Annotated in this window: 30 protein-coding genes and 1 pseudogene; 7 read left to right on the forward strand and 24 right to left on the reverse strand. The window is 49.0% G+C overall.

Features of this window, described 5'->3' with window-relative positions:
- The 4 genes and pseudogenes from IPL17_RS26405 to IPL17_RS26420 form a co-directional block, all read left to right on the forward strand.
- Positions 1 to 707: QueG-associated DUF1730 domain-containing protein (locus IPL17_RS26405; protein ID WP_345310077.1), on the forward strand; the 707-nt coding region annotated here is incomplete at its 5' end.
- Positions 620 to 1,051 carry a 4Fe-4S double cluster binding domain-containing protein gene (locus IPL17_RS26410; RefSeq protein WP_345310078.1) on the forward strand — a complete coding sequence of 144 codons (432 nt, stop codon included), beginning with the start codon at positions 620 to 622 and terminating at the stop codon, positions 1,049 to 1,051. The genes IPL17_RS26405 and IPL17_RS26410, both read left to right, overlap by 88 nt.
- Positions 1,052 to 1,101: 50 nt before the next feature.
- A pseudogene (locus IPL17_RS26415) lies at positions 1,102 to 1,308 on the forward strand (non-canonical purine NTP pyrophosphatase); the annotation flags it as partial.
- Between the two features lie 104 nt (positions 1,309 to 1,412).
- Complete coding sequence (locus IPL17_RS26420; RefSeq protein WP_345310106.1) at positions 1,413 to 1,703, forward strand: non-canonical purine NTP pyrophosphatase; 291 nt, start codon at positions 1,413 to 1,415, stop codon at positions 1,701 to 1,703.
- Here IPL17_RS26420 and IPL17_RS26425 read toward each other — a convergent pair.
- From IPL17_RS26425 to IPL17_RS26465, 9 genes are all read right to left on the reverse strand, one after another.
- Entirely contained in the window at positions 1,698 to 2,546 is an 849-nt protein-coding gene (locus tag IPL17_RS26425; RefSeq protein ID WP_345310079.1) for an alpha/beta hydrolase, read from the reverse strand. The genes IPL17_RS26420 and IPL17_RS26425 overlap by 6 nt on opposite strands.
- Before the next feature lie 2 nt (positions 2,547 to 2,548).
- Positions 2,549 to 2,938 (reverse strand): ATP-binding protein, encoded by a 390-nt coding sequence (locus tag IPL17_RS26430; RefSeq protein WP_345310080.1) that lies wholly within the window; start codon positions 2,936 to 2,938, stop codon positions 2,549 to 2,551.
- On the reverse strand, positions 2,935 to 4,296 hold the full coding sequence (locus IPL17_RS26435) for a histidine kinase (protein WP_345310081.1): 1,362 nt from the start codon (positions 4,294 to 4,296) through the stop codon (positions 2,935 to 2,937). Before IPL17_RS26435 ends, IPL17_RS26430 begins: the two co-directional genes overlap by 4 nt.
- 81 nt (positions 4,297 to 4,377) lie before the next feature.
- A complete protein-coding gene (locus IPL17_RS26440; RefSeq protein WP_345310082.1) occupies positions 4,378 to 5,808 on the reverse strand; it encodes an O-antigen ligase family protein in 1,431 nt (476 codons plus the stop codon).
- A 52-nt stretch (positions 5,809 to 5,860) separates the two neighbouring features.
- On the reverse strand, positions 5,861 to 6,487 hold the full coding sequence (locus IPL17_RS26445) for a hypothetical protein (protein WP_345310083.1): 627 nt from the start codon (positions 6,485 to 6,487) through the stop codon (positions 5,861 to 5,863).
- A gap of 4 nt (positions 6,488 to 6,491) precedes the next feature.
- A complete protein-coding gene (locus IPL17_RS26450) occupies positions 6,492 to 7,262 on the reverse strand; it encodes a glycosyltransferase family 2 protein (protein ID WP_345310084.1) in 771 nt (256 codons plus the stop codon).
- 40 nt (positions 7,263 to 7,302) lie between these two features.
- Positions 7,303 to 8,223 carry a sulfotransferase gene (locus tag IPL17_RS26455; protein ID WP_345310085.1) on the reverse strand — a complete coding sequence of 307 codons (921 nt, stop codon included), beginning with the start codon at positions 8,221 to 8,223 and terminating at the stop codon, positions 7,303 to 7,305.
- Positions 8,210 to 9,715 carry a DUF6056 family protein gene (locus IPL17_RS26460; RefSeq protein ID WP_345310086.1) on the reverse strand — a complete coding sequence of 502 codons (1,506 nt, stop codon included), beginning with the start codon at positions 9,713 to 9,715 and terminating at the stop codon, positions 8,210 to 8,212. The genes IPL17_RS26455 and IPL17_RS26460 overlap by 14 nt, the downstream gene beginning before the upstream one ends.
- Positions 9,716 to 9,738: 23 nt before the next feature.
- Positions 9,739 to 11,250 carry a glycosyltransferase family 39 protein gene (locus tag IPL17_RS26465; protein WP_345310087.1) on the reverse strand — a complete coding sequence of 504 codons (1,512 nt, stop codon included), beginning with the start codon at positions 11,248 to 11,250 and terminating at the stop codon, positions 9,739 to 9,741.
- 284 nt (positions 11,251 to 11,534) lie between these two features.
- Here IPL17_RS26465 and IPL17_RS26470 point away from each other — a divergent pair, with 284 nt between their 5' ends.
- Positions 11,535 to 12,086, forward strand: coding sequence for a GNAT family protein (locus IPL17_RS26470; RefSeq protein WP_345310088.1), 552 nt, complete (start codon positions 11,535 to 11,537; stop codon positions 12,084 to 12,086).
- Positions 12,087 to 12,136: 50 nt separating this feature from the next.
- On the opposite strand, the gene IPL17_RS26475 is transcribed toward IPL17_RS26470, so the two are convergent.
- The 15 genes from IPL17_RS26475 to IPL17_RS26545 form a co-directional block, all read right to left on the reverse strand.
- Positions 12,137 to 13,066, reverse strand: a complete 930-nt coding sequence (locus tag IPL17_RS26475; RefSeq protein WP_345310089.1) for a glycosyltransferase family 2 protein — start codon at positions 13,064 to 13,066, stop codon at positions 12,137 to 12,139.
- Positions 13,063 to 14,541, reverse strand: coding sequence for a glycosyltransferase family 39 protein (locus IPL17_RS26480; RefSeq protein WP_345310090.1), 1,479 nt, complete (start codon positions 14,539 to 14,541; stop codon positions 13,063 to 13,065). The genes IPL17_RS26475 and IPL17_RS26480 overlap by 4 nt, the downstream gene beginning before the upstream one ends.
- Positions 14,542 to 14,566: 25 nt before the next feature.
- Positions 14,567 to 14,848, reverse strand: a complete 282-nt coding sequence (locus IPL17_RS26485) for a hypothetical protein (protein ID WP_345310091.1) — start codon at positions 14,846 to 14,848, stop codon at positions 14,567 to 14,569.
- The gene (locus IPL17_RS26490) at positions 14,824 to 15,381 is read right to left on the reverse strand and encodes a hypothetical protein (protein ID WP_345310092.1); all 558 of its coding nucleotides are present in this window, start codon (positions 15,379 to 15,381) and stop codon (positions 14,824 to 14,826) included. Before IPL17_RS26490 ends, IPL17_RS26485 begins: the two co-directional genes overlap by 25 nt.
- A complete protein-coding gene (locus IPL17_RS26495; protein ID WP_345310093.1) occupies positions 15,378 to 15,713 on the reverse strand; it encodes a hypothetical protein in 336 nt (111 codons plus the stop codon). Before IPL17_RS26495 ends, IPL17_RS26490 begins: the two co-directional genes overlap by 4 nt.
- A gap of 6 nt (positions 15,714 to 15,719) precedes the next feature.
- On the reverse strand, positions 15,720 to 16,253 hold the full coding sequence (locus IPL17_RS26500) for an SDR family oxidoreductase (protein ID WP_345310094.1): 534 nt from the start codon (positions 16,251 to 16,253) through the stop codon (positions 15,720 to 15,722).
- A complete protein-coding gene (locus IPL17_RS26505; protein WP_345310095.1) occupies positions 16,240 to 16,476 on the reverse strand; it encodes an SDR family oxidoreductase in 237 nt (78 codons plus the stop codon). The genes IPL17_RS26500 and IPL17_RS26505 overlap by 14 nt, the downstream gene beginning before the upstream one ends.
- Before the next feature lie 18 nt (positions 16,477 to 16,494).
- A complete protein-coding gene (locus IPL17_RS26510) occupies positions 16,495 to 17,445 on the reverse strand; it encodes a phosphoglycerate dehydrogenase (protein WP_345310096.1) in 951 nt (316 codons plus the stop codon).
- On the reverse strand, positions 17,446 to 17,817 hold the full coding sequence (locus IPL17_RS26515; protein WP_345310097.1) for a hypothetical protein: 372 nt from the start codon (positions 17,815 to 17,817) through the stop codon (positions 17,446 to 17,448).
- A 77-nt stretch (positions 17,818 to 17,894) separates the two neighbouring features.
- Positions 17,895 to 18,992: a hypothetical protein gene (locus tag IPL17_RS26520; RefSeq protein WP_345310098.1), complete on the reverse strand. Its 1,098-nt coding sequence runs from the start codon at positions 18,990 to 18,992 to the stop codon at positions 17,895 to 17,897.
- Complete coding sequence (locus IPL17_RS26525; RefSeq protein ID WP_345310099.1) at positions 18,982 to 19,260, reverse strand: hypothetical protein; 279 nt, start codon at positions 19,258 to 19,260, stop codon at positions 18,982 to 18,984. The genes IPL17_RS26520 and IPL17_RS26525 overlap by 11 nt, the downstream gene beginning before the upstream one ends.
- The gene (locus IPL17_RS26530; RefSeq protein WP_345310100.1) at positions 19,257 to 19,649 is read right to left on the reverse strand and encodes a hypothetical protein; all 393 of its coding nucleotides are present in this window, start codon (positions 19,647 to 19,649) and stop codon (positions 19,257 to 19,259) included. The genes IPL17_RS26525 and IPL17_RS26530 overlap by 4 nt, the downstream gene beginning before the upstream one ends.
- Before the next feature lie 112 nt (positions 19,650 to 19,761).
- Positions 19,762 to 20,472, reverse strand: a complete 711-nt coding sequence (locus tag IPL17_RS26535; RefSeq protein WP_345310101.1) for a GNAT family N-acetyltransferase — start codon at positions 20,470 to 20,472, stop codon at positions 19,762 to 19,764.
- A 307-nt stretch (positions 20,473 to 20,779) separates the two neighbouring features.
- On the reverse strand, positions 20,780 to 21,181 hold the full coding sequence (locus IPL17_RS26540; RefSeq protein WP_345310102.1) for a hypothetical protein: 402 nt from the start codon (positions 21,179 to 21,181) through the stop codon (positions 20,780 to 20,782).
- Between the two features lie 148 nt (positions 21,182 to 21,329).
- A complete protein-coding gene (locus IPL17_RS26545) occupies positions 21,330 to 21,482 on the reverse strand; it encodes a hypothetical protein (protein WP_345310103.1) in 153 nt (50 codons plus the stop codon).
- A gap of 292 nt (positions 21,483 to 21,774) precedes the next feature.
- On the opposite strand from IPL17_RS26545, the gene IPL17_RS26550 reads away from it, so the two are divergent.
- Together IPL17_RS26550 and IPL17_RS26555 are read left to right on the forward strand one after the other, a co-directional pair.
- A complete protein-coding gene (locus IPL17_RS26550) occupies positions 21,775 to 22,077 on the forward strand; it encodes a hypothetical protein (RefSeq protein ID WP_345310104.1) in 303 nt (100 codons plus the stop codon).
- Positions 22,078 to 22,650: 573 nt separating this feature from the next.
- A complete protein-coding gene (locus tag IPL17_RS26555; protein WP_345310105.1) occupies positions 22,651 to 23,052 on the forward strand; it encodes a hypothetical protein in 402 nt (133 codons plus the stop codon).
- Positions 23,053 to 25,182: the final 2,130 nt, after the last annotated feature.

Genomic DNA, 25,182 nt, shown 5'->3' on the forward strand with positions numbered 1-25,182 from the left:
AAGATCATCGTCAAGTAAAGAGTGACTGCCGCACTAAAACAGGCAATCAAGCAAAAAGCGCGCCAGCTGGGATTCATCCTAGCTGGCGTTACTTCTTCGAGCCGCCCGCGCACTACAATATTTTTGAAGAATGGCTCGATCAAAACAAACACGGCACGATGAATTATCTTGCCGAAGAACGCAGCCGCATCCGCCGCGCCGACCCCAAACAAATCCTCCCCGAATGTAAATCCATTCTGGTGCTGGCAATGCCCTATACAAAGGCAGAAGGCAGAAGGCAGAAGGCAGAATTTCAAATTGCATCTTATGCACTGGGCGAAGATTATCATGATGTTATTCCCACGCGCCTGAAATTGATTGTTGAGTTTATCGAAGAACAGCTCGGACACCCCATCCCCAACCGCTATTACACCGACAGCGGTCCCATCCTCGAACGCGAACTCGCCCAACGCGCAGGTCTTGGCTGGATCGGAAAAAACTCCATGCTGATCAACCCCAGGGCAGGCTCGACTTTTTTTCTGGCTGAGATCCTGCTCGGCATCGAGCTCGAACCCGATGAAACGCTCATCACTGACCATTGCGGCACATGCACGCGCTGTATCCAGGCCTGTCCCACGCAATGCATCCTGCCCAACCGTACCCTCGAGCGCGCCGCTGCATCTCCTACCTCACCATCGAACTCAAAGAAGAAATCCCGGATGAATTAAGAGCGCTTACACAGGATTGGATTTTCGGATGCGACGTCTGTCAGCAGGTCTGCCCGTGGAATCGATTCTCCGCCAAGGGCGACTCTGCCTTCGAGCCGAAAATCCCGCTTCCAGTCATAACCTCCGACCTGACTCTGACATCCGTCGAGTTTAATCAGCGCTTTAAGAAGAGTCCGGTCAAACGCGCCAAACGGCGCGGATACTTACGCAACCTGGCAGTGGCTGTTGGGAACATTGGAAACAAAAATGACATTCCCATTTTGGAGCAGGCAGTAAAAGATGATGAGCCATTGGTCAGCGCACATGCAAAATGGGCAAAAGAAAAGCTGGAACGCGGACTTTAGTCCGCTCTGATAAAAGCAGACTGAAGTCTGCGCTCCGGGAAAATTAGAAAATGAAAAAACTACTGATCGCAACCAACAACAAAGGCAAAGTTAAAGAATTACAGGAACTGCTAAAAGATACAGGGCTGGAACTCATTACCCCGGCAGATATCAATTTAACCCTTGAAGTGGAAGAAGACGGCGCGACCTATGCCGAGAATGCCGCAAAGAAAGCCATCGCCTTTGCCTGTGCCAGCGGACTCGTTTCCCTCGCCGATGACTCGGGTCTCGAAGTAGACTTATTGGACGGTGCGCCCCGGGTTACATTCCGCGCGCTATCACCCCAAAGCCGGGCGCAAATGATGCAGACCGCCGCGCCTACATGCTGGAGAATCTCAAAGACAGGCCGCATCCCTGGACGGCGCACTTCCATGCGACCATCGCAATTGCAGCACCAGATCAGGATGTTCAAATCGTGGAAGGGAACTGCCACGGCGAGATCATCGCAGAAGAACGCGGTAATGGCGGCTTTGGATATGATCCCATTTTTTACTTTCCTGAATATAAAAAGACAATGGCGGAGATGGATATGGATGAAAAAAACCGCCTTAGCCATCGGGCCATTGCGGTGATGAATGCCATTCCAATCTTGAGGAAAATCTTCGGGTTATGAGCTTTCCTCCAGGGGAGGTTCTGGTTGTTGAGCAGGAGCAGCGATGCGCGGCTTTTTCGTTTTCCTTACACGCTGCGGGAGGTTATCAACAAATTCCTTTAATAATTCCGCAATCCTATCCGGCTGTTCCAGCATGACCATATGTCCGGCATGTTCGATCACGTGAAGCTGCGAGTTTGCGATGCGGCTTTTTAATAATTCCGAAAATTTTACAGGGGTCATTTTATCATCCGCACCGCAGATGATCAGTGCGGGGAGATCCATCTTTTCCAATTGACCGACCACATCAAACTCATTGCACGCCAAAAGGTCTCCATGAAAAACAGGCGGGCGAATTTCCATCATTTGTTTTTTTGAAAGAGCCAACAAACCTTGCGGGGCGCCCTCGCTAAAACAATTTTCATTCACCATATCCACAGCAGACTCAAATGTATTCGGATTGGCCGCCCATTCCAGGACTGGCGGGGCGACCCGCAGTTTTGCCCCGCTTCCGAGCAAACCCAGTCCCAATACCTTCTTTGGGTATTTCAAAGCGATCGACAGAGCGATGGCGCTACCCATCGAAATTCCCACCAGCACTGCCGCGCGAATCTTTAATGCCTTCATAAAGGCAATTACATCCTCGGCATACTCGTCCACCGAATGCCTGCCCGCTCCTTCAGATTGCCCATGGCCCGGCAGGTCAAGCGCAAAAATTCTTTCACCTTCCAAACGGCGGATCTGTGCAGGCCAGGAGATATAACTGCCGCCCGCCCCGTGAATAAAGATCAACGGAGGGCGTTTCACGAAATTGTCTTGCGACTCGTGCAAGAAATAATAGTACAGGTCTGCGGCGATCGGCATTTTTATTTTGCGCGCGGATGGTGGATACGGTCCGCGGCGTCTTCTGTGAGAGGGATATAAACCTGGATTTTTGTGCCCTTGCCTGGGGCAGAATCGATATGCAGCAAACCATTCACAAGTTCAGAACGTTCCCGCAGATTGACCATGCCAAGGCTGCTGTTCGCGCGTTTATCATAGGCCTGAGACATGGCACCGACATCAAACCCAACGCCGTTGTCCTGTATCTCCAGCAGCGCGATACCAGCTTCCACTGGTTTCAAGCGCACGGCAATGGTGTCAGCAGCCGCATGTTTGCGGGCGTTATTGACCGCCTCCTCAATAATATAAAAGATCACGCCCTGCTTGCCCATCTCCAATTGTTTGGTGACACGTTCATCAATTTGCACGGTCATTTTTTGGGAAAAAGTTTCCAGCATCTTGTCGGCCATGGATTGAACCGCTGCGGTAAGACCCTGGATTCGAGAATGAGCGGGCGCAGGGTGAAAAGCATGTGACGAATTTCCTTCGTGGTGCGATGCGCCAGTTCCTCGAGCTTAATGATCTCTTCGCCAGCCGCCTGGACATCCTTGGACATCATGCGCCGCGTAATATTCAACCGCATCGCGATCGCCGCCACCGATTGGGTGGGGCCGTCATGCAGGTCGCGGGCCAGTTTTTTGCGCGCCTCTTCATGCACTTCCACCATACGCTCCTTCTCTTCGACAAGATCCTGATACAAACGCGCGTTCTGTATAGCGGTCACGGATTGTCTACCGATGATATCAAGCAGGTTGCTGCGCTCCGAATTGAAGTAATCGGGGTTGGGATGAGCAAACAACAATGCGCCATACACATTTAACCCGCTGCGCAGGGGAAAACAATATCCGCTTGTACAGGTTCGGAGCACAACCACACGCCCAAGTTCAGGGTCATAGCCGATGTCATTAAGGAGCATCGGTTCGCCTTCATCGAGCGCCCTTTTGAGCAGACCTTCCGCCGCATCGAATGTAACGCGCATATCCGCGCTCGTTAATCGCCGCGCTGAACCGATATGCAATTTACCACCGCTGAATAACATGACCATACCCACCAGCGGGTCGCTCACCAATTGTTCCGGGTCGGGATTCAACACAGCCGCGCTCATATCCAAAGCAGAGTCAAGCACACGTTTATAACTTAATGTGGAGGAAAGCTCGGATGTTAATTCGTAGATCGCGCGCATCCGTTCGGTTTGGACCGCCCGTTTCTTTTCTTCTGAATCCAAAAACTGCGAACGATTCTGCCTGATGCGTATGATCATGCGTTTGCCAAGAAATCCAAAAAGCAAACTTAACAAAATCATGCTAATGGAAACAATGATCGCCAAGGAACTGTTGCCGGTTTCATACAAACTCATACTGATCACAAGTATGGAAAACAAACCTGCCGCCAGCAATGCCCCCAGAAATTCAAAATAGATCGCACTAGTTAAAATGGGTAGTAATCCCGTCCACAAGGCCGGGCCTTGCAGGCCGCCCTGCACCAGAAAAAAAGCGCCCGATAATACCAGGTCCATAAAAAAACTAATGCGGCGATGATATGTCATGCGAACATTGGAACTTGCCAGCATGGTCATAACAAGATTCCAGACGATTAATAATCCCAGCGGCCACGACAGGATGATCTCCAGTTTTTGCCCAAGCCCAAGCGATACGACCAAGCCCACGAGCGTGATCCAGCGCAGAGAGATGGCAAACCAATCTGCCATGTAGGGAGTTTCAAATTTACGCATCATACTTCCCAATCATAACGAATAAATCAAATGCCCGCAATGTGAGGAGGTTACACCTTGTTCTCAATTCTAACAAACACGTTAAATCTGCAGTTTAGCCGGATTCTCATCCCTGACAGGCCTTGAGAGCCCCACCAGAATACCAGGTACCAGCCATATATTTGGGGTTGCGAGCGAATCCTGGGTGAAATTATAGAATGTGATCGCAAGCCATGCGAACACCCCGGCAGTGACCGCAAAGCGCGCCCAGAGCTCTTTACGATGCGACAAGTCAAGAATATCGCCAAGCAGATGGAATTGAAATGCAAGGAAAAGGAAGAAGCCGATCAATCCAATTTCGGCCAGCAGACGCACATAAAGGTTTTTCGGGTTGGGGTACGAGCGGCTGGCGGGGTCCAGTTGCCTGGCAATCTCCGGCAAAGTGGTCAATGCCCAATCAGGCAGGTTTTCATAAATATAAAATCCGCTTGCACCAAGCCCGACGCCGCTCCAGGGATGCTGCTCAAAAGCGGCCATGGCTCCTACCGAATACGCGCCACGCGCGCCCGCATTGATATCCACAATATATTCATTCAAGCTGTCCGCGTTGATATTCCACAAACGGCTGAAATATTCTTTTTGTCCGAGAAAAAGGAACGCACCCGCGATAAAGCCAACAACAGCAAGAAGAATCGCGGCACGAATCGCCACATCCAAAACGCGCGCGTGAAAACCTCCAACAAACCAATTCCAGATCGCGCGGAGCATGTCGCGGCCGAGAAATAGCGTTGTCAGACCAGCCGCCGCGATCGTGACCAATATCCCGCCGCGCGAGTAGGTGGCCAACAGTACCAGCAGGGAGAACGCCAATAAAACAGGTTCCAGCCATTTCAGACGAGTGACGCGGTAATTCGTCAGCAGGCTGGCAAATAGGAAAGGAATAAATACCGTCGCGAATTGTCCCGCCAGCCAGGCGGGTTCGAATGCCAGGCCGGAAATCCGATTCGAACGGACTAATTCGCGCATTGAAAACGCAAGCTGCCAGTGTGTGACCATTTCTTTTTCAAGCAGGTCTGTATAAAAAGTGACGGCCTGCAGGCCGCTCCAAAAAATATCAAGGCAGATACCCGCGAATATCCAGCGCGCCGAAAAACGCAGATCATTTTCATCTTTATTCATCCAGACCGCGGCGATGAAAAAAGCGACGCCAATCAGGAGCGTGACCAACGCGCGGATCGCGCGTCCAAAATATGTCTGTCCACGCAATGGAAGCGGATCGAACATGACCCCGAAGCTGGTCGCAGTGAAAATGAAAAGGATCAACACAGCCAGAGCCACGAAGGCGCCCGCCCAATATAAGTGTATTTTTTTACGAAATGCCTGCACAAGCAAAAGAGGAAGAAGCAGTGCCAGCGGATATAACGCCAGCGGACGAACGAACGTACCTTCCCCTAAAAAGGGGAACCATCGAAAACTGGTGACGGGCACGGCAAGCAGGACCGTGCCCCAAAGGAAGGAAGCGAATTTATTCAAGGAGTTCCCAAGCCTTTGTTTTGTATAAGTTTTATATTCATAGACGCGCGCATCAAGTGATGCCGGACTCCGCCCTCGGTTTAATGAACAACGTGACAAACACAGCCGCTGTAAGAAAGCCAAGCGAACCTGCAAGTAAGTATCCGCTCATTGGGATGCTGCGTTCCATTGGCAGGTCTTGTGACTGAGTAACTTCCAGGCGGACATATTCGTTGACCGTGCCAGAATCCACCTGATCCTGCACCACATCAACGAAAGCCTGCGCCCAAATTGAAGCCAGGGAGGCGGCAATTTGTGGGTCGCTGTCATCCGCATAAAAATGCCAACCCGCTTCGGCAGGCTGGCCAAGCTGTAACGAACTGCCTCGCAGATCGGCAACGGTCAAAGCGAATTGTGACGACAACTGCCCCATCACATCGTCTGACCAGGCGAGCTCCTCCAACTTGCGCGCCTCACGTTCCAAATAATTGAACTGCTGGCGGTCCGTGTCCTGAGGCCAGGCCTGTTCCAGATTGAAATCCACATTAACAGTTGCGCGCGCACGAAACGGTGGCGGGATAATGTAATAAACAATCGCGCCAAGAATCGCGCCCAGGAAAGCACAGAGCATCCAAAAGCGCCAGGCTCTGAGCAAGCGGATGAAATCATCAAGGGAAGGAGGTGTGAAAAGGTAATTCATGGGTTCAGGCTCGTTTGACGCGCCACTTCCATAGCGGGCCAATGATCTTTCTCAGATAATATTTTGCGACGATCACAGAAAAGAAACCACCGCCATCCCGATAATGAACGCGGAGCATTTCAGGCCAGCAGCGATCATCCGCTGAACTGGTTTTTCCGAAATTATGGATGCGAAAATTTGCCCAGGTTTGTCCCCGCAAATATTTTATTGGCGCGCGCGCACTGATGCGTGTCCACAGGTCATAATCCATTGCAAAATAAAAAGACGGGTCAAGCGGGCCAAGTTCCTTCCAATATTTGGCGCGGAAGAACATGGTCTGCTGCGGGATGTGGACATAGCCCTCACGCAAACGGTGATGATCTGTCTGCGCGGAATTGAATTTACCGATCACGCCACCCTGCTCATTAATGAAGTTGCAGTCAGCATATACCATCGCGATCTCGGGGTTATCCATCAGGAATTTCACAGCCGCGCTGACGGCGCCAGGATTATATGTATCGTCTGAATTCAACCACGCGAGAATCTCGCCATTGGCGCGGTTGAATCCTTTATTGATCGCATCAGTCTGGCCTTTATCCTGTTCACTGACCCACCAGGCGAGTCTACCTTCATATTTTTTAATGACATCCACACTCCCATCGGTTGAACCACCATCCACGATGATGTACTCAATGCGCGGATAGTCCTGGCCAAGGACAGACTGGATCGTGGCTTCAAGATATTGCGCCTGATGAAAGGAAGGGGTAATGATGGAGACAAGGGGAAGATTAGTCATCAGTGATCATTCATCAGTAAACATAAGGTGGAAAGCGGATCTACCATTCATTATCTGAGTAAAAAAGATGGGATACATCTTCGGTCATTTTGCGGATGCGAACGATCTCTGCAGCAGTTAGCCGCTTTTTCCAGTTATCCATGTTGGCGCGGCTGTCCAATTTTACGGAATGAACTTTTTTCTTCGACAACTCGGCCGGGTTTTCAGAGCTGCTGGAATTAATGATCGTATCACGTACTTTATCATCAAAAGTTAAACCAAGCGACTCATACAGAGATTTATACCCCGCGGCGGGATCCAGGGAAAGGTCTTCGTGGCGGACGATCTTGAAGTCCGGGAACAGGCTGCGGGTAGCATGAACCGAACGGTAGATCATCCGCCAAAGCAGCGCGGACTGCCCCACAATGTCATCAGCCCGCATATTTTCCATATCTGCGCGGTCTTTCTCAAGATGATCACGCATGAGCATGGGTTGTTTGAGCAGGTCATTAAAATCAAAGGGCCAATCCAGGCGTTTGAGGCTGCTTGCAAAGCCGCCAGGATGACGGATGGTGATGACGACCTGACAATTCATTTTTTGGGCGAACCACGGCGCGGAAAAAACCGCGAAGGGATCTTTTAGCAATGGCCGCTGCTTAAGAAGCCTCCCTTTTGTAAAAACAGCCAGGTCGCGTCCCAAGCGGAGGAGATCCTTTTGGGAACGCAACGAGAACATTTCTGCCAAAAGATGATAACGAAATCCCAGGAGTTCCTGAAAGGCGGGAAGATATTTGGATTCGTTCTCTTCAGTAATATATGTATACCAGCGGTCCACCTCGGCGCGGTACACGCCGCGGCGATGCAAAACATTAAGCGGTTCGCTGATATACGCGGTCTGCGGGTTGGAGGCCAGCATCCTGCCGACCCAGGTTGTGCCGCTGCGATGCGCGCCAGTTACGAGGATGGGATTATTTTTGTTCACTTAAGTATTCCAAAATATAATCATCCGGAACAGATACAGCTTGAATTGTATCCACGCCATAATATTGGGCGGCGCAGCGATTCGTCCAGTGATCGGGGTTGAGATCCAGTTCCTTGATTTTATACACGCCTGAGAAAGCGGGGATGATCAAATCTTTTTCGCCCAGATCCGCGTGACGGATAATGTAAGCGTCACGCAGATCCCATAGCGCGGCACGGGAACGATATTCATTATAATTATTTTCATAAACAGTTACAGCGGCTCTCAAAGGATAGATCAATCCGAGAACGAACAGCAGGACCACGGCAAATGATTGAACATAACTACGACCCGATCTTAATTTAAAATCCTGAGCCAGGATCCCAAACAGAGCACCTTCCAGCATAATCGTGAAAGTCATTATGGTGCGGGCAAGAAAGCGCATCCGTTCCACTGGAAACCCCTGTCCATATACACTGGGAGAAAAGCCAGCCGCGATTAGTATCCACATGATAAAAGGAGCAAAAAAAACGATCATCCATAGAAAGCGTTTTTGTGTTCGAGAAAATTCCAAAGCGGTAGTCTGCAAATATAACCAAATTAATAGCGCGGGGATCAAAGCTGAAACAAGGCTGGGAATTGGAAACACCCTGATCGAATCAGCGATAAAGATATAGCTATAAAGAAACGAATCTCTTAGTATGTCGAGCACACCGGGAATCACGTCTTTTTCCAAGTTTACGTTGGCGGGCGAAAATACCAGCGCCATCAATCCCAGAACCGCGCCTGTGAATGTCCAGGCAAGCAATGCAAGGAATCTTTGTTTAACAGGCGGTGCTCCCCAAACCCAGACCGCCAGCATGATCAGGGATAATCCTGTGACCATGGTCGTGATGGGCGGCTCGGAAAACCCGGCAATAATAAATGTGGCAACGAAGATCAATGGATAGGTCATCCAGAAAAGTGGCTGGCTCATGGAATACCGCGCCTGCCGTATCCAAAAAGCGAGAAGGAGCGTACCAAAAACAAGAGGCGCAAAATGAGTCATCATGGAGGAACGCCAATAAATGATTTGAAAAAGATTAGGCGCCTGCAAAAGACTGAACACCCCCAAAGCCGCACCCAGGAACCAGTCCATTGAATTCGTCCAGTTTATTCCAAGCAATTTCCGCAATTCATAGGCGCTCCATGCCAAACCGACAGTCCAAATGATCACCATGGACACGATCGTGATCTGCATATTATTCCCGCCGATCAATTCACTAAAGCCAACAAAAAGCAGATTGGAATAACGATTGGCAGCCCGCCAATCTCCGGCCTGGTATCGTTCGACCACCGCGCTGATGGGTGAAGACCTGGTCACACGGACAGCTTCACAGTAATCATCGGCGATATAACGGGAATAGATGCCAAGATACGAATACACTCCCATGACAGAAAGCATCGCGACCGCGCATATCCCAATGATGGTATGAAAGAATGGCTTCTTATAATTTTTTATTTCAAATTGCATCTCGAATAAATTTCCTGCCAGTTTCATTGGCTGATATCGTAAATCACATACCCATTCCCTTTAGCGAATACAGGGTACTCCGACAATTTTTCCTGGAGAAATGGCTGAAGCGCCAGGTCCGAAAAATCGGTTACCAAAAAGAACTCTTTCTTTAGGGCAAGTTCTTCAAATTGTTCTTCAAAGTCCGGCCCGTCATGAGCGCCGCGCAGATCATTATGGTAGATCAGGTCGCCATGCGTAGGCCAGGAAGAGATGTTCTTCCAGCCCCAGTACGCGAGCCGCGAACCGTAATCTTGAGTCAATCCAACACTATTTTTGTCGCCAATTTTCTCACTGATCTCCGCCCACATCTGCGCGTCGGGGCGATAATCAACAGATTTCATTTGGGAACGCGTACTCCAAAGGGACATGAAAGAACCTAAAAGCAGAAGACCAATAACAGCAAAACGCATCAAACGAGTTACAGCGATTTTGGCAAGTTGAGCGAAGAACCAATCCGCGAGCGGCGCAATGGACAAGGCAACGATGGGGATCAATGGCAGACTATAGTAATCGTGGCTGGAAATATGATAGTTAAAATAAATACCGAAGAAAGCATACCCAGCCCAAAGCGAAAGCAGGAATCGGCGCTTTTCCCTGTCCAAAAAGAAAAGTCCCAGCATGGCGATCATCAAAACGAATCCGCCAATGACGAGGTTAAGCATTCCGATCCAGCCGAGATAATAAGATGGACTCAGAAAAAGGGATGGGATGAATCGTCCGCCAAATTGCCGACCCAGATAGCCCGCGATAAAAACGCCATACAACACGTACACAGCGCCCGGCAGGACGCCAAGCACGCTCATGACGTAAACCTGGGGCTGTTTCAGTGCTTCCCGCAGAGATCCACGCCCGAGCAAAGCCCCCACCCCGCCGCCGATGACAAAAAATGCCGCCACAAGTTTTATGAAGATGGCAAATCCGCCGAACAAGCCGGCAAGGATCGCATAAAAATAAGATGCGGGCCGCTGTGCCCACTGATACACAGCCCATAAAAAGATGATGATGAGCATCACCATTAACGGGTCAGGTTGAAAACTGCGCGAGGCAAGGATGGCGTACGGGGAAAATAGATAAAAAGCTGTTGCCGCCAGCGCGCCGTCTGTTGAGGTGATGTCACGCGCAAGTAAAAATAAAAAGACTGCGCCGATCATCCAGAACAAGGACGAATAAATCCGCGCGATCCAGACCTGCTCTCCGGTAAATTTGTAAGTGAAAGTGATGATCCGCTCAAAAAATTCAGGCTCCACCGATGCGCGGAATCTCCATTGCTGAATGGCAAAGGCGCGCTGCTCCGCAGGCACATCGGCAGCGGACAGTGTTTGATAATACATTCCACGCGCCTTTAATGCGGAAAGCAATTGGCGTGTGGGATGGAAGTCAAGCGGCAGATCAGTGAGATCGTACAGGCGGATGGCAAAGCCAAGAATGAAAATAACAAGCAGGGCTGTGATCCACGTGATGCGGGGGGCAAAAAAAGAAGGATTATCTTTCATAGCGAACAGGACAATTGTAACGTAATTATGGCGGAAGATTCTCGGGCATAAAAGGATCTATCAGTTCGAGAGTCCGGCTACGGGCCTTCAGAAACACTTCTAGTTTAGTGGAAAATACTTATATTATTCCAATCCCCCCGTAAAGGTATTGCATTTGATGGTTGCTAAAATCAAAAGTTCATGCAATAATTTTGCAAGTTTACTATGGCGTTGTTTTTTAGTCAGCAAGTTTTTCGTTCATAGAGTCACCCATCGACTTAAAGCAGTGTCAAAAGAGAGGAATTATGTTTAGTCATAAAATTGATGAGAATATAGTGCTTCGCTTGCTTGAAGAACGACATGCGGAAGAAGTCTATTCCTTATTAGATCAAAATCGAGTCCATTTGCAGACAGAACTTACGTGGCTCACTGACCAGCTATCACTTAACGATGCAAAAGAGTATATTAGAGCCGGGCTTGCGCGTTTTGCGGCTAATAATGGTTTACGAGCTGGCATTTGGTTAAAGAGCAACCTGGCAGGCATCGTCAGTTTACACGGTCTTGTTTGGGCTGATCAAAAGGCCAGTATCGGATACTGGCTGGGCGCTTCCTTTCAAGGGCAAGGTCTTGCGACAAAGGCGTGTAGTATTTTGATTAACCACGCATTTGGCGAGCTGAAATTAAATCGTTTGGAGATACAATGTGATTCTGAAAATAACCGCAGCTGCAAGATCGCTGAGCGATTAGGCTTCACCCAGGAAGGTATCCTTCGTCAATCCTGGTGGTCTAGAGGTCATTTCGCAGACCTGGTGCTTTATAGTTTACTGGCCTCTGAGTGGCAAAGCAGGAAGTCTTAACGTTGCATGCCTACCCCGCCCTCGGGGCAAGCATGCAAACCATTGATCTGTTATTGTTTTTGATATTTCGCCGCCCTTTGTTTCAAAACCTTTTCCCGCAACTTCCCCAATCCCAGCAAATTCAAAACAGCTGAAACAAAAATATTCGAGCGCGCCCAAGCAGTGGGTGGATGAACAAATAAAGCGCGCATCCATGCGATGAGCGCGCCCGCAGGCTGTCCGCCATCCAGCAGATAACGCGCATCCACGCGGTGAGCCGAGGCAAGCGCTCGACGATTTATTTTCACGATCACTGGCGCAAGACCTTCATCCTGTTTTACTTTTTCCAAAATACGAAAGGCTTCACGCCCAAACTCGGCGGCTTTGGCACGGTTCTTCGCACCCGCATGATAACGCGCCGCCGCCCAGGTTTCGTTTACATGTAGAATATTTCCACGGCGGGCGATCTGGATCCATAAGTAATGATCCAATAAAAAGTGAAGATCAGGATCGAGTCTGATATCGTTCAACGCGGAACGGCGCATAAAAACAGCGGGCTGCCCGATGATCTGGAAGCACAGCAGGTCCTCCAGGGTCAATTGTTTGTAATTCAAGGTATTGAAGGTCTGTCCGTGTTCGTCAACTGCCAGCATGTTCCCGTACACCAGAACGACATGCGGATGTTGGTCGAATATTTTCACAGCTGATGATACTGTCCCCGCCAAATAATAATCATCTGAATTCAGCCACGCGACAATTTCGCCCCTCGCCCGATCCAATCCTTTGTTGATCGCATCCGCCTGACCGCTATCTTTTTCCGAGACCCAATACGCCAGTCTATTTTCATACTTCCTGATGATGTCAACGCTGTTATCCGTTGAAGCGCCGTCCAGCACCATATATTCAATGTTCGAATAATCCTGATTTAAAACAGATAATATGGTCTGCTCAAGATACTCAGCTTGATTAAACGACGGCGTGATGATCGAAACAAGTTTCATGGAATCAGGTCGTACAACACATACCCCTCGCCATCAACCGCAACAGGATATGCATCCAGCAATTTCTTTAGGGAAGGCTGTTTATCAAGCTGCCCGAACGCTGTCACCAAAAAATAATCCTTACCCAGAGTCAACTCGCCGAAACGATCAGAGAAATCCAAATTGCCGTTCCGCACCTCAGCCAGTTCCGTGCTATACGGCCACAAGATCACCTTCCGCCAGCCGTAGTACATCAGCCGAAACCCATAATCCTGAGTCAGCCCGATCACTTTTGCGTCCGCAGGGATCGCTCCGCCGACCTGCTGCCAGAATACGGGTTCATGCCGAAAACTTTCATCCGCCAAAACAGAACGCGAAACCCAGGATTGGAATCCGATGACCACCACGATCACAGCGATGAAGCCCGCGCGTCCGACCGCGCCCTGACCTGCCGCGCTTTCAATGAGCGGATTCAACGCCGCGGCCAATCCCAATGCAACGATAGGGATCAGTTGAATATGATAATAACTGTGCGTGTACATCTGGAATGGCAGAGTTAAACCGTATAAAACATACCCAACCCATAAGCTGACCAACAACCACCTCAAACGCGGAGTTGCAAGAAAGATGCCAGCAATGCTGAGGAAGATCATGGTCAGCCCAAATAATTGTCCGAGAAAAGCCAGCCATTTGGTGTAAAAATCGGTGCTTGTAATCAGGCCGATCAACGCTACAGTCCAGCTCAGGAAATATTCCGTGGAACGACCTTGATTAAGAAGGACATAGAACAACAGCGCAGGCAGGATCATGATCAATGCCATGGACCAAACCTGCTTTGATTTCCAAAAATCCCTTTTCAGCGTGAACAAGACCATTGCAATCGCTGCCGCCCCAACGAAGAACACGATCACAATTTTCACGAACACGGCAAATCCTAAAAATACGCCAGCCAGAATTGTCCACTTCCAGGATTGTTCTTCCGACCAGCGATAAAGAAAATAAATTCCGACAACAAACGCGGATGTCATCAATGGGTCAGGTTGAAAGGATCGACTCGCCTGCACCGAAAAGGGCAGGATAAAGTAAAAAGACAATCCGATCAATGCCGCACACGGCGAAACGGCTCGGCGCATGAGGTCAAACAAAGCCACACCGGCCGAAAGCCAGAATAGCGTCTCCCAGATTCGGGCAGATGCGATGTTCTCTCCGCCCGTGAAAAGATAGGTGACCGCCACGATCGATTCGATGACAGGCGGTTCATATCTCCCGACGGAATTTGCAAAGGAAGAGGCAAGCTCGCGCTGTTCAGTTGTCGCGGACGGCAGAATGGAATAATAAATATCGCGCGCCACCAGTGAATTGCGAAGCTGGCGCGAGGAATGAAAATCAAGAGGCGGGTCGGTGATGTCTAGCAGGCGCAACAATCCGCCCAAAGCGAGGAGAATGATAAAGAGAATGAACCAGTTTGCAGGTCGGGCGGGAAGCGTTTTTGTCATGGAGTCAAAAGTCAGAGGGCGAAAATCAGAAGAGCGAATTGTAGTCCACTTTGGGGAAGATGGTCAGCTTGCCTCCAACCGTCGCATCCAACACTTCGCGGCCTGCCTTTTTGTAAAAGTTACGCGCCATGGCATAGCCGATCTCGGATGTGTCGAGGTCAGGCAATTGCCAGCGGACGCCTTTGCCAAAATAATTAGGCGCGACGTGGTTCGGGTCATCGCCCTGTGAGATGACCGTTTTGTTGGCCTCGCCCTTGGACGTGAAATTATGATCCACGCCGATCAGGATGACCTGCTCGAAGCCCATGTGAAAGCCAGTTGAAGTGTGACATTCGTAACCGTGGCGCTTTCCCAAACACGCCCGCGCACGTCAGGCGAAAAACGCGGACCCGTGTAGGATGTGTAAAGAAACGTTGGCAGGTTGGGAAGTTGCAGGGTCGGGGAGAAATGACGATGTGAGCGCCATGCTAAAAACTTGGGCATGGGGAGCGCAAGAATATCGTCATGGAATTGTTCGATCACGAGGTCATTGGTGGCTGAATAATAAGTTGTGTGGAAGCCAAGTTCGGGAAAGACCACATAAATGCGGTTCATCCCAAAGGTGATTTCGTTTTTGAGCTTGGATAGGTCAGTTTGTTTGAGACTTGGTCCATTGCCAATGATAAAAGCGCGCCCGCCCTTGTGGATATCTTTAAGTTCGGCGAGACGGCGAATGCTCTCACGCCTCCACGGATGAAAATAAGCCGCGGGCAGTTGAGGAATGCGTCGAAACGAGTCGTAGGTATTGCGCGCAAATTGAAGCATCGGACTTGGGAGAATGGACTTAAAGGTTTGTTTCATTGGGGCAATAATTCCCTGCGAAATATAATTAACGATGCCAGTGTTCCAATATTCAACAGAACAAAAAGCAAATCAATCAACCCGAACTGGTCAAATATGGTCAAAAGAATGTTGAGACCGAGCAGCATGAACGCGAACCAAAACAGCAATTTGATCTTTCTATTTAGGAACAGTCCGCACACAAACATACATGCGGCATCAACAGCCATCAAAATGGAATAAACAATGTAGATCCGCAGGTCACTACCCATGAAAGATCTGAGGAGTGAAAGAACGCTGAGGACAGCCAAAATAACAGCTGTCAAAAAGAACAGAAAGCGGGTGACCTGCATTAAGAGCTACTCTGTGCTTAATCTTGCAGTCGCACCGCCATCCACCACCAAGGCCTGTCCCGTCATAAAGGAGGATTGCTCATTGTCCGCAAGAAAATATATGGCATGCGCGATCTCGGCGGGCGTGCCGACCCGCCCGTTGACCGTCTTGCGCGCAAGGTTATCCAGACGTTCCTGCATGTCACTTCCGCCAAGGTGCCCGCGGCCAAGCCCCGCGCGAAGCATGGGGGTATCCACGGCGCCGGGCAGAACCGCATTGACACGGATATTGTCTGCCGCGAACTCAATCGCCATGGCGCGTGTCAGCGCCAGCATGCCGCCTTTGGAAGCGGCATACGCGGCAATGTTCGCGGAGGTTTGAACCGCATGGACCGAGGAGATATTCACCACAGCGCCGCCATTTGTCTTTAGAAGCGGATACGCGAGCTTGGCGAATAAGAACACAGAACGCAGATTGGACGCCATGACAGAATCCCATTCTTCAACTGTTGTATCCACAAGTGGTTTTGCAACCTGAACCGCGGCATTAATTAAGGGCATCCAGAGTTGGATGAAAATCCCTGGCTTCCTGAAAAATCTGTTCAACCGAATCAGGATGCGAAATATCTGCCTTAATGAAACGACCGTTTTTTGGAAAGTCATCCCCAAAATCAAAACGATCCACGCCGACCACGCGCCAGCCTTTTTCAGAAAAGTGATGAATGCACGCGCGGCCAATTCCACCGCCTGCGCCAGTAACCAAAACAGTTTTTGATTCAGTCATGATATTTTTCTTTCCTTTTTATTCTTCGTACTTTAATCCAAGCCCTTCCACCAGATTCTTGATCGTGTTCCAGTGGATCCGCTCCCAAGCGGTCGGGCTTGAATTGGAATTGTGCGGGGCAAGCATAACGTTATCCATCTTTAGCAATGGACTGTCCAATGGCAGCGGCTCGAACTCAAAGACATCCAAAGCCGCGCCTCCAATTTGACCTGAACTGATTGCGGTGACAAGAGCTGTTTCATCAACGATGGGACCGCGCGCCGTATTAATCAGCACGGCAGATGATTTCATCCTCGCGAGTGTATTTGCATTGATCAGATGATGCGATGTTGGATTGAGATCGCAGTTGACTGAAATAAAATCGGAATCGGCGAGCAGTGATTCAAGATCGGCCATGTGAATACCTGACTCCGAGATAAAGACATGATCAACTTCGACAATATCCGTGCCGAGGACTTTCATGCCAAAGGCGCGCGCGCGGCGTGTGACCGCCTTGCCGATATTTCCGATTCCGATAATTCCCAAAGTACATTCGCTTAATGTTTTCCCGGGAATCTTCTCCCATTCGCCGCGCTTCATAGCGGCGTTCATCCACGGGCCACGGCGGGCAAAGGCGAGCATGTAACCGAGGACGGTATCCGCTACGGGGGTGGTGAAAGCATTTGGGGTTCGGCAGAGTTTAATATCAAAACGGGAGCAGGCTGAGGCGTCGATCGAATCGACCCCGGTCCCCCACTTGGAAATCACCTTGAGGCGCGGGGCACAGGTTTCCAGTACGCGCGCTGAATAACGGTCATCTCCACAAACCGCGCCGTCAAATTGACCAGCATATTTCAGCAGGTCATCTTCCTCCATGCGCTCCTGCACATCGGGGACAATTACTTCAAGGTTATATTTCTCGAACACTGGCTTGAAGCGTTCAAGGAAGGGCAGCATATAGGGAGCAGTGAGAAGAATTGTGTAGGTCATTTAGTTGTCCGGAGCATTACAGGGATAGGGGATTTCACTGAAATCATAAAGATTGGGCACAGGCGAGAAATAACTGACATCTTCGAGAATATCATAGTTCCCGCCAAAGTAGATATTGAAGACAAGGCGGAAAATATTCACAGGCGAAATGGTTGAATAAAGTTTATCCTTATGGCCCGGGAAATAGATCGCGGTAAGATTCAAAAATCGCTTTTCCTTTGGCTGCATCCACGGACCGTGATCACCCTGAATGATGATAATGGGCGGCACTTCAGAATTCGTAATGATCGTATCAATCGCATCGAGCATGGTTTTGTTTAAGTGCTGTAATTGGTCCACATAGCCTTTTTGATACAGGTCAGGTGTGTACAATCCCTTATCATTCCAAAAGTCAGGGGGATACGTTGGATTGCCTTCCGCATCAAAAACAAACGGCGGGTGCGGCGAGATCACATGGATGTAAGAAAAAGTCGGCTTTTGATCTTTTGAAATCCCATCAATGCTGTTGAATATAAAATTAAATCGGTCCCGGAAGCCAACTCCCAAAGGTAATCAGGATCCACCAATCCCAGATCCTGCGCGTAGCGCGCCGCAGTGGTTCGCAGGAATAGTGCTTCAAATTCGGTCATCCCTGAAGAAATGGGCGGCGGGCTCAAGTAATGATCCGCATCGGTCAGATCGAGCCACGCGAACCCTGTCTCGAAGCCAACCGTCTCATAGCCCATGCTCTCAAAGTTATAGCGTACCGCGCTATGAACAAGAGAGTCCCATAACAATCGGCGCGCAGTACTTTTTGGCGTAAAAGCCTTATCCAGATCCTGCAAATATTGCATGTTGAGCGAAGACCCAAGTGACAGCTCGGTACGGACATAATTGCTCTGACTGCACTTCGCCACAAAGAATTCCCGTCGTTCCAACTCATTAATGAATTCACTGTTATCGAAACCATAGGCTTGCTTTAAAAGATCGGCGCGCGTGTAAGAATCCAGAAGGAAGAAATACACATCCGGCGGATCGTCTGACCGAACCAGATTTGAATCAACCGGGGCATTTTTCAGACCGAGAGCATGCGCGCCTCGCGGCCCGTCCCCGAAACTGGTCTGTGCCAATGACATGATCAGCAGCGCCAGCGCGACCGTATTAAGAGTCGCCGCTGACGAAACGAAGGTCAACTTTGGGCGGGTTGTCCAAAAAAAACCCAGGAAAAACAAAATGATCCAGCCCACTGCAAGCCAGATCGTGTAATTGGCATCGGGGAATTTCTGGTCAATATAAATATAAGCATGACCATAGGTAAAGAATAATGCCAACAGCAGTGTTGTGAGAAGTGCCGCCTTATGAATCTGACGCAGAAATATCCAGACGATCAGGAATAACAGCCCGCCAAACACAACCGATGCAACCATTGGGCGAACAACTACGCCAGGCTGGACTTGCCCAGTATTGGCAGACAATAAGGCCATCACGGGGTACGCGCTGATCGCAATGGGATACCAGGGTTTGGAAAACCAACTTGTAACTACCTTCTTTATATTTTTAAAATTCATTCTTTAGCTTTCTCTTCATTAAAAAATCTGTGATCCCAAAATCCAGTTCTTCATCAATATCCCAGGCTTCAGCTTTATCTATCTCGAACATGAAAGGTTTATCTCCAATACGATGGTGTTTCCTTTCAAGATTTTCACGGGTAAACAGATACAGGCAGGAATTCTCTTCATACACAGGCGGCAGATCCTGCGTCTGGATCAACACCGCGGGGTCGTGGTTGATGGCGCGTCCATCCTGGAAATACAATCGCGTTTGCAAGCGCGTCACAGAAAAAGTGGATCGTATTTTGGGAACGCCTCGAAAAAGGTTTTGATTCCTTTTGAGATCGTCTCCGTCTTCAACAACGGATTCGTGGAATGGGTTTGAAGGTAAAGTCCGCCTGCACCTGCGCCGTATCGTGCAGGGAGAATATCGTTCATGGGCACATCGTCAGCGCGAAGATGCCCGGGGCGCTGGATCAGCCTTACAGCAGGGAAGAGGCGGCGCACTCCATCCATCACTGGCTCGAGGTCAGTATCCACCATCACCGTGTCAATTTCGGGCACGGCGAGCAGGGTCTCGATGATATGTTGAAAAAGAGGCTTGCCCGCTAACGGGCGATAATTTTTTACCTGGAACGCGCTGGCTGTGGTGGCGCATGGGAACAAGGGCGGCAAGGTTTCATTGCCTATTTTATACCCATAACGGACACTTCGTCTTACAACTTCAAAGACATCTGCCACTGCGAAAGCGTTTCGCGCGTCATGCCAACCTGTTCAAAGATGATGCTCATCTCTTCGGGAAATACCGGTGAAACGTGCCAGACCTTATTTGGGAATCGCGCAAAAAGCGCGCATCAAGATTCCGCTCAAGCCTGCTCCGCTGGGCCGGGCTTTTTACCAACACGGACGAGATGGCCACGTCTGTAGTTTCGGGGTTGCTGACAAGACAATAGGCATCCTTTAAGCAAAAGGCGCGCGAAGGCGGCGTATGATGTGCGATGGTGGTACCAGAAAGCTGCCAGGGCAGGTCTTCAAGGCCGTGATACGATACCATTTGCGCCAATTCGCGAATATCGATTTCTTGTAATTCTTGATCCTGGCGCAAGGCGGCAGAATCGATTTGCGAAGTATCCAGCCTGTACCCCACCAACCTGCGGATCTTTGTAAAGCCAAATTTTTCATACAATTTCACAGCGGCTGTATTTTGCTCGATGACTTCCAGAAGCATTTCTTTTTCACCACGTGACCCGGCCTCTTCGATAAGCTGCCGCATCGCCCATGTACCAGTGCCGCCATTCCGCGCAGTGGACACGAGCCCCATAGCGGCCAGGCGACTTGCCCAGCCGCGGCGGGCGATGAGCGCCAAGCCAGACGGCTGGTCGTCTTTCATGATCACGCGGCTGGAAGTGAGATCTATACCGTCACGACGGAGCATGGCCAACAGGATGATGTCCGTGATATTGACGGGAACAAAATAGTCTTCAAAACTGCGCGTCATTAATTCCGCGAGTTGGGAATGGTGAATTCGTTTGCGGGCTTGATGGAGAGGATGACATGATAATTTTACAAAACCTTTTATATACAGATTTGTGACTTCATAACCGACGGATTTATGCAAATTGTGCACCGTTTGAGCGGAATCAATCACATGCAATTTGAATCAAATCCGCGCGCTTTTTGTTCGATCAGGAGCATAGACTGCCAGCCATAGCCTCTTCTGAAAGAAATGCTTCATTATCAGACTGTGTTATTTAAAGTAATTTAGCCATGATTACGATACTATCGAAACACCTATCTATTTCTTTTCATATCAAATCGGCTCCACATTTCGCTTCTTTGCCTCTTTTTCTTTCGTTCTCGCGCATAATAAAAGTTTCACGCAATTGCGGTGTGATGAGACTGGTTTCTCGATGTCCCATGCGGGTTCCATGAAACTGCATATAACGGAACCAGAAAATGGATGAAATATTTTTATAACAGCACACCTTCGCGCGCCGCGTGCCATGGTCGCTCAAAACATTGGTCGTTGTCAATCGGAGAAAATCGTAGAAGCTAAAATTCGCCTCGGGATATATCCTGCGCAAGGCCATGGCTTCGCGACGATAACGATTGTATACCCCGCGCGGCGTTTCATTGTGAACATGAACGATCTCCGCATCGGCGACATAGGCTATGCATGTCCCTGCTCCTGAGCCCGCTTTGCCCAATCCAAATCCTCCAGGCCGGTCAGCGTTTCATCATACGGATTTTGCTCCCACAAACTTTTTCGAATGGCGGCGTTGGCATTATTGCAAAAAAGCGGTTACCTGTTTCACCTTGCCTATATCGGGATACCATTGATGAAAGATCTGCTGCTCAGAAAACCTGGCGAATTCTGGTCCGCTGTTTGCCGTAAGTTAATGCGATCGTGTCGTCTTGAAATGGACGAAGCAAGGTTTCCAGCCAATCGGGATAAACAGGATAGATATGCGCGCTGGCAGTGACAACGAATTCGCGTTCCTTCCCCACCCATAGTTTAGCGAAGCGCCCAAAGTAAATTCTTCGGGACGAATGTTCACAATCCGCGCCAAAGGGATTCGGCGATCGAAATGGTTAGGTCGGTTGACCCCGGAGTCCACCAGAACTACATCAACATCTTTGACCGTCTGTTGGTTTATTCCCTCAAGCAAACGTCCTACGTGTTTTCTTCGTTATAAGCGCGGATAACATTGGAACAACTTCCAGGTCATTATTCTTTTCATACTTCAGCTTGACCAACGGGTCTCCAGCAACATCCTTGAATATCTGTTTGTGTTCGTCAGTGAAATACTTTCTCCACTCGCCAGTCTTGCCCGAACGAAAGGTCGGAGACTTGTTCGGGTTGATCGAGGTCTCGAGGGGAATTCAGGATCAATTGTCAGGGCGTGTGAAGCGGAGCGCGGGCGAGGAAATGCTCCATGATGCGGGTCAATACAGAGGTGCGAGTCAGGATCAAATCCTCAAAATGAATCGCCAGTACTTCAGGCTGATCGAGCCATCCCAAATATGGGCAAGCGCTGGCGATATTCAAGAATTCAATATTCGCATCAGGTCTGCCGAGAATGCCGGCACTTCAGCGCGGTAAATCGAGAATCAGGAATGCATTGATAATAATGGGGACGCGGCGCGCCTCCATATCAGTGACGTAAAAAACATGCGAGACACAGCCACGTCGCGCGGGTCGCCGGAAAATAAAATAGGCCGAACAAAGTTTGGCGAGCAAGCCAGGGCAACAGCTTCAGGCCGCGCCAAGAGATGGGTTGATGCAATACTCACGTGGACGCAGAGATCAAGGCAAGCGAGGGCTTGTTCGAGATTGTCTTTACTCCGCTTTCACCCACGATATTCAGCATAAAAAGATGGCGAATGCGTTTGGAAAACGGCGCGACATTTGAAAAGCCAAGCAAATCAGGTCAAGCAATTGGGTACCGCTTTAGGGAAAGGATATGCCAATCAGAATCGCCAAATCGTTTTGCGGCCTGGGATCGAAGCAAAACGGGCAAGCTGGGTAAGTTTTTCGGTTTGATAAACGATCAAGCGGATGGCTGATTTCAATCTCATATGGTTATTTAACCACAGATTTTCACTGGTTGAAACAAAATGAAAAATCCGAGAGACGGAAATGATATTTCAGGGTTATATATTCGAGGACAAAAACTTGAAAAACACCATCTTTACCACCCCTATTATCAGTTCATTTTTCCGATTAATCGCCAATTCAATTCTCCGCATGACTGGCTGGAACATAGAGGGGCAATTGCCAGATATTCCAAAATTTATTTTGGTCGGCGCGCCGCACACCTCGAACTGGGACTTTTTATTATTTCTGGGCGCGATCTTTCATCTTAAGGCAAATGTCAAATTCATAACGCGGTTTTATCATATTGCCAAGAATGCGGAGATTCAGATGGTGATGGCAATCGTTGACGGAAAGAAAAAGGCCCTCCGTGTTGGACAAGTATTTAACCTCACAGACGAATATGGAAGAAGATATAAAAAGCAGTGCAGGATTTTCTCGGGGATGGCAGGGATCAATCCAAGGAAAAATATATTACATTGAAGGATTGATTGGTCGGAAACAGCTAGGGCGGCGGGATATTACGACAATAAAGATTGATATACCACCCGCTTATACGAATGGGGCAAAATTGTTATTCCTCGTGAAATTGCGGAGAATTCCAAATTTCAGCGATGGATTTATATTGAAGCGCCCAATCATCCACTCCGGATAAAGGCTCATAAGTCAATCTATCAACAATGAGTATATAAGTTGGCGCAAGCTGAAGAATGTATAAACCATCCCCTTGTCATATCGGCCGCCACGAGGATTTTATACTATTCCTGCGAAAAGGGTTCGTGAGCGATGGTTGGGTCCACAAGGCCGACCATGTCATATACAGTCATTCAGAATAATACCCAATTGCCCCAATAGGTACCAAGGCGATCAGAGTCCAGGGCTGGGCAATATCACGCAGTGATCTGCCAATCATTACGAACTCTGGTGTTGAAACGATCTCTATCAGCTTGTTCGCCTTTGCTGTTAGGAAAGGTCTATCAGCATAATTTTTTAAATTGGTTTTCGAGATACCACATTGTAAAGAGATCCAAACAATCCGAAAATAAGGATAATGCATTACAAGCGGGAGATACGGTCACCGCTTAATTGACAAATCCCCAGTCCAGCAAAACAAACAAGATCAGGAATATTGGAGTAAGGAAACGTCCCTTCAGCATACTAATCATACAGCACGTTCTGTGGACACGATCAGCCAGGAAGACAAAATTATGATCAACAAATATGTTTTTCGAGAAAGTACGAACCCTTCCGCAATGTTGCAAGAAAAACCACCTTAGCTAAGCATGGATGGGATAAAAGTCTCAATCAAATTGGTCCAAATGGCTCCGCGCCAGCACCAGTCTGGATCAGACCGCCGCCTGTTTTGCATAATATGTGTTGGAAAGGGTAGCCGAAGTATGACCATTTCCCTAAGAAGACTGGCGAATAAATGATTAGGAATGATCCGACCAACATGAAAATTGGGCGGTAATTTTTGTTTCCAGACAAATAGATGGTAATTAATTCAAACGCAACTGTCCACTCCAAGATAGCCCAAACATTCCGGGCGGATAAAGGAAGTGACCGAAAACTCCAGCCCACAAAAATACGGCGGTACTACGCGATCCGGTACAAAGTAGAGAGGCACGCACAGGACAAGCGCAAAGGCTGACAGTGTTACCTCCAGGCCTGTGTTGGCCCAAATCATCAGCAAAACAGAGAGACCAAACATAATAACGGCTGTCAAATTCTCAAACAAATGGTCTTGATTTATTGTTAGGAGGAGAACAAACGAGGTTGCGATCGCAAGCACGGCAAAAATCGCGCAAGTATAAGCGGAGTCCAAATCAGCTGCCCGAGCTTTTCAATCGCGGCGGTCATCAAAGATAAATAAATGGGGTCGAGTCTCCACAGGCTGTTCGCCTTGAATTCCGGACAATGCCCCAGCCGTTGACAAGATTATTGCGCAAAGCGGAGTAAGGATAGGTATCGTCCGCGTGCGTGGAAGTGCGGTTGGATTTAAACAAGAAACCTGCGCATTCAAAATATAAAGCGCGAATACCACAATCAGCATTAAAGAACCAGAAACAGAAAGTCTACCGCCGGAAACGGCGATCAGTTTTGTGAGGGTGAATACCGAAGAGAAAAAACCGACATGTATTTCCCACAAATTTTGTAAAGCGGGACGATGTAGTATTTAGTATATGTCTACACCCGCTCAGCCTCCAAAGACATTAGCTAGTGTAGAAAATGGGCTGCTATTTTGTTCAAGCTAATCTCGAACAGGGGAACCCGAAGGCACGTTAATGGTTTCAAGGAAAGGAATTTAGCCAAAATTACTCTCCCAACATAAAATCCCGTCCGCCAGCACCCCCATCCGCAATCTTACACTATCAGATCAGCCGATACCAGCTCGTTCAATCCAAATGACCTCCAACCTGGTCTGCGTGGTTCTCACGGATGGCTCAAGGAATTTTCCGACAAGCGGGATGTTTCTGAATAACTGGTAATACCAAAAACCTGCGCGCATTGCGTTTAGGAACTCAAGCGGAACAACTTACGATCACGTTCACAGCCAAAAATTCCTTCATTTGCCGCGTACTTCTTCGATCGTATTTTGGAAAGAACACCGTG

Source organism: Candidatus Villigracilis saccharophilus (genome assembly GCF_016711665.1).

What these genes read in the sequence shown, in the direction of transcription:
- IPL17_RS26450 (WP_345310084.1), bottom strand. Translation starts at nt 7,262, where the DNA reads ATGACTAATCTTCCCCTTGTCTCCATCATTACCCCTTCCTTTCATCAG.
- IPL17_RS26425 (WP_345310079.1), bottom strand. Translation starts at nt 2,546, where the DNA reads ATGCCGATCGCCGCAGACCTGTACTATTATTTCTTGCACGAGTCGCAA.
- IPL17_RS26460 (WP_345310086.1), bottom strand. Translation starts at nt 9,715, where the DNA reads ATGCAATTTGAAATAAAAAATTATAAGAAGCCATTCTTTCATACCATC.
- IPL17_RS26475 (WP_345310089.1), bottom strand. Translation starts at nt 13,066, where the DNA reads ATGAAACTTGTTTCGATCATCACGCCGTCGTTTAATCAAGCTGAGTAT.
- IPL17_RS26495 (WP_345310093.1), bottom strand. Translation starts at nt 15,713, where the DNA reads ATGCAGGTCACCCGCTTTCTGTTCTTTTTGACAGCTGTTATTTTGGCT.
- IPL17_RS26500 (WP_345310094.1), bottom strand. Translation starts at nt 16,253, where the DNA reads ATGCCCTTAATTAATGCCGCGGTTCAGGTTGCAAAACCACTTGTGGAT.
- IPL17_RS26535 (WP_345310101.1), bottom strand. Translation starts at nt 20,472, where the DNA reads ATGACGCGCAGTTTTGAAGACTATTTTGTTCCCGTCAATATCACGGAC.
- IPL17_RS26485 (WP_345310091.1), bottom strand. Translation starts at nt 14,848, where the DNA reads ATGGGCTTCGAGCAGGTCATCCTGATCGGCGTGGATCATAATTTCACG.
- IPL17_RS26510 (WP_345310096.1), bottom strand. Translation starts at nt 17,445, where the DNA reads ATGACCTACACAATTCTTCTCACTGCTCCCTATATGCTGCCCTTCCTT.
- IPL17_RS26430 (WP_345310080.1), bottom strand. Translation starts at nt 2,938, where the DNA reads ATGACCGTGCAAATTGATGAACGTGTCACCAAACAATTGGAGATGGGC.
- IPL17_RS26470 (WP_345310088.1), top strand. Translation starts at nt 11,535, where the DNA reads ATGTTTAGTCATAAAATTGATGAGAATATAGTGCTTCGCTTGCTTGAA.
- IPL17_RS26465 (WP_345310087.1), bottom strand. Translation starts at nt 11,250, where the DNA reads ATGAAAGATAATCCTTCTTTTTTTGCCCCCCGCATCACGTGGATCACA.
- IPL17_RS26490 (WP_345310092.1), bottom strand. Translation starts at nt 15,381, where the DNA reads ATGAAACAAACCTTTAAGTCCATTCTCCCAAGTCCGATGCTTCAATTT.
- IPL17_RS26520 (WP_345310098.1), bottom strand. Translation starts at nt 18,992, where the DNA reads ATGAATTTTAAAAATATAAAGAAGGTAGTTACAAGTTGGTTTTCCAAA.
- IPL17_RS26420 (WP_345310106.1), top strand. Translation starts at nt 1,413, where the DNA reads ATGCTGGAGAATCTCAAAGACAGGCCGCATCCCTGGACGGCGCACTTC.
- IPL17_RS26410 (WP_345310078.1), top strand. Translation starts at nt 620, where the DNA reads ATGCATCCTGCCCAACCGTACCCTCGAGCGCGCCGCTGCATCTCCTAC.
- IPL17_RS26480 (WP_345310090.1), bottom strand. Translation starts at nt 14,541, where the DNA reads ATGACAAAAACGCTTCCCGCCCGACCTGCAAACTGGTTCATTCTCTTT.
- IPL17_RS26445 (WP_345310083.1), bottom strand. Translation starts at nt 6,487, where the DNA reads ATGAATTACCTTTTCACACCTCCTTCCCTTGATGATTTCATCCGCTTG.
- IPL17_RS26435 (WP_345310081.1), bottom strand. Translation starts at nt 4,296, where the DNA reads ATGCGTAAATTTGAAACTCCCTACATGGCAGATTGGTTTGCCATCTCT.
- IPL17_RS26505 (WP_345310095.1), bottom strand. Translation starts at nt 16,476, where the DNA reads ATGACTGAATCAAAAACTGTTTTGGTTACTGGCGCAGGCGGTGGAATT.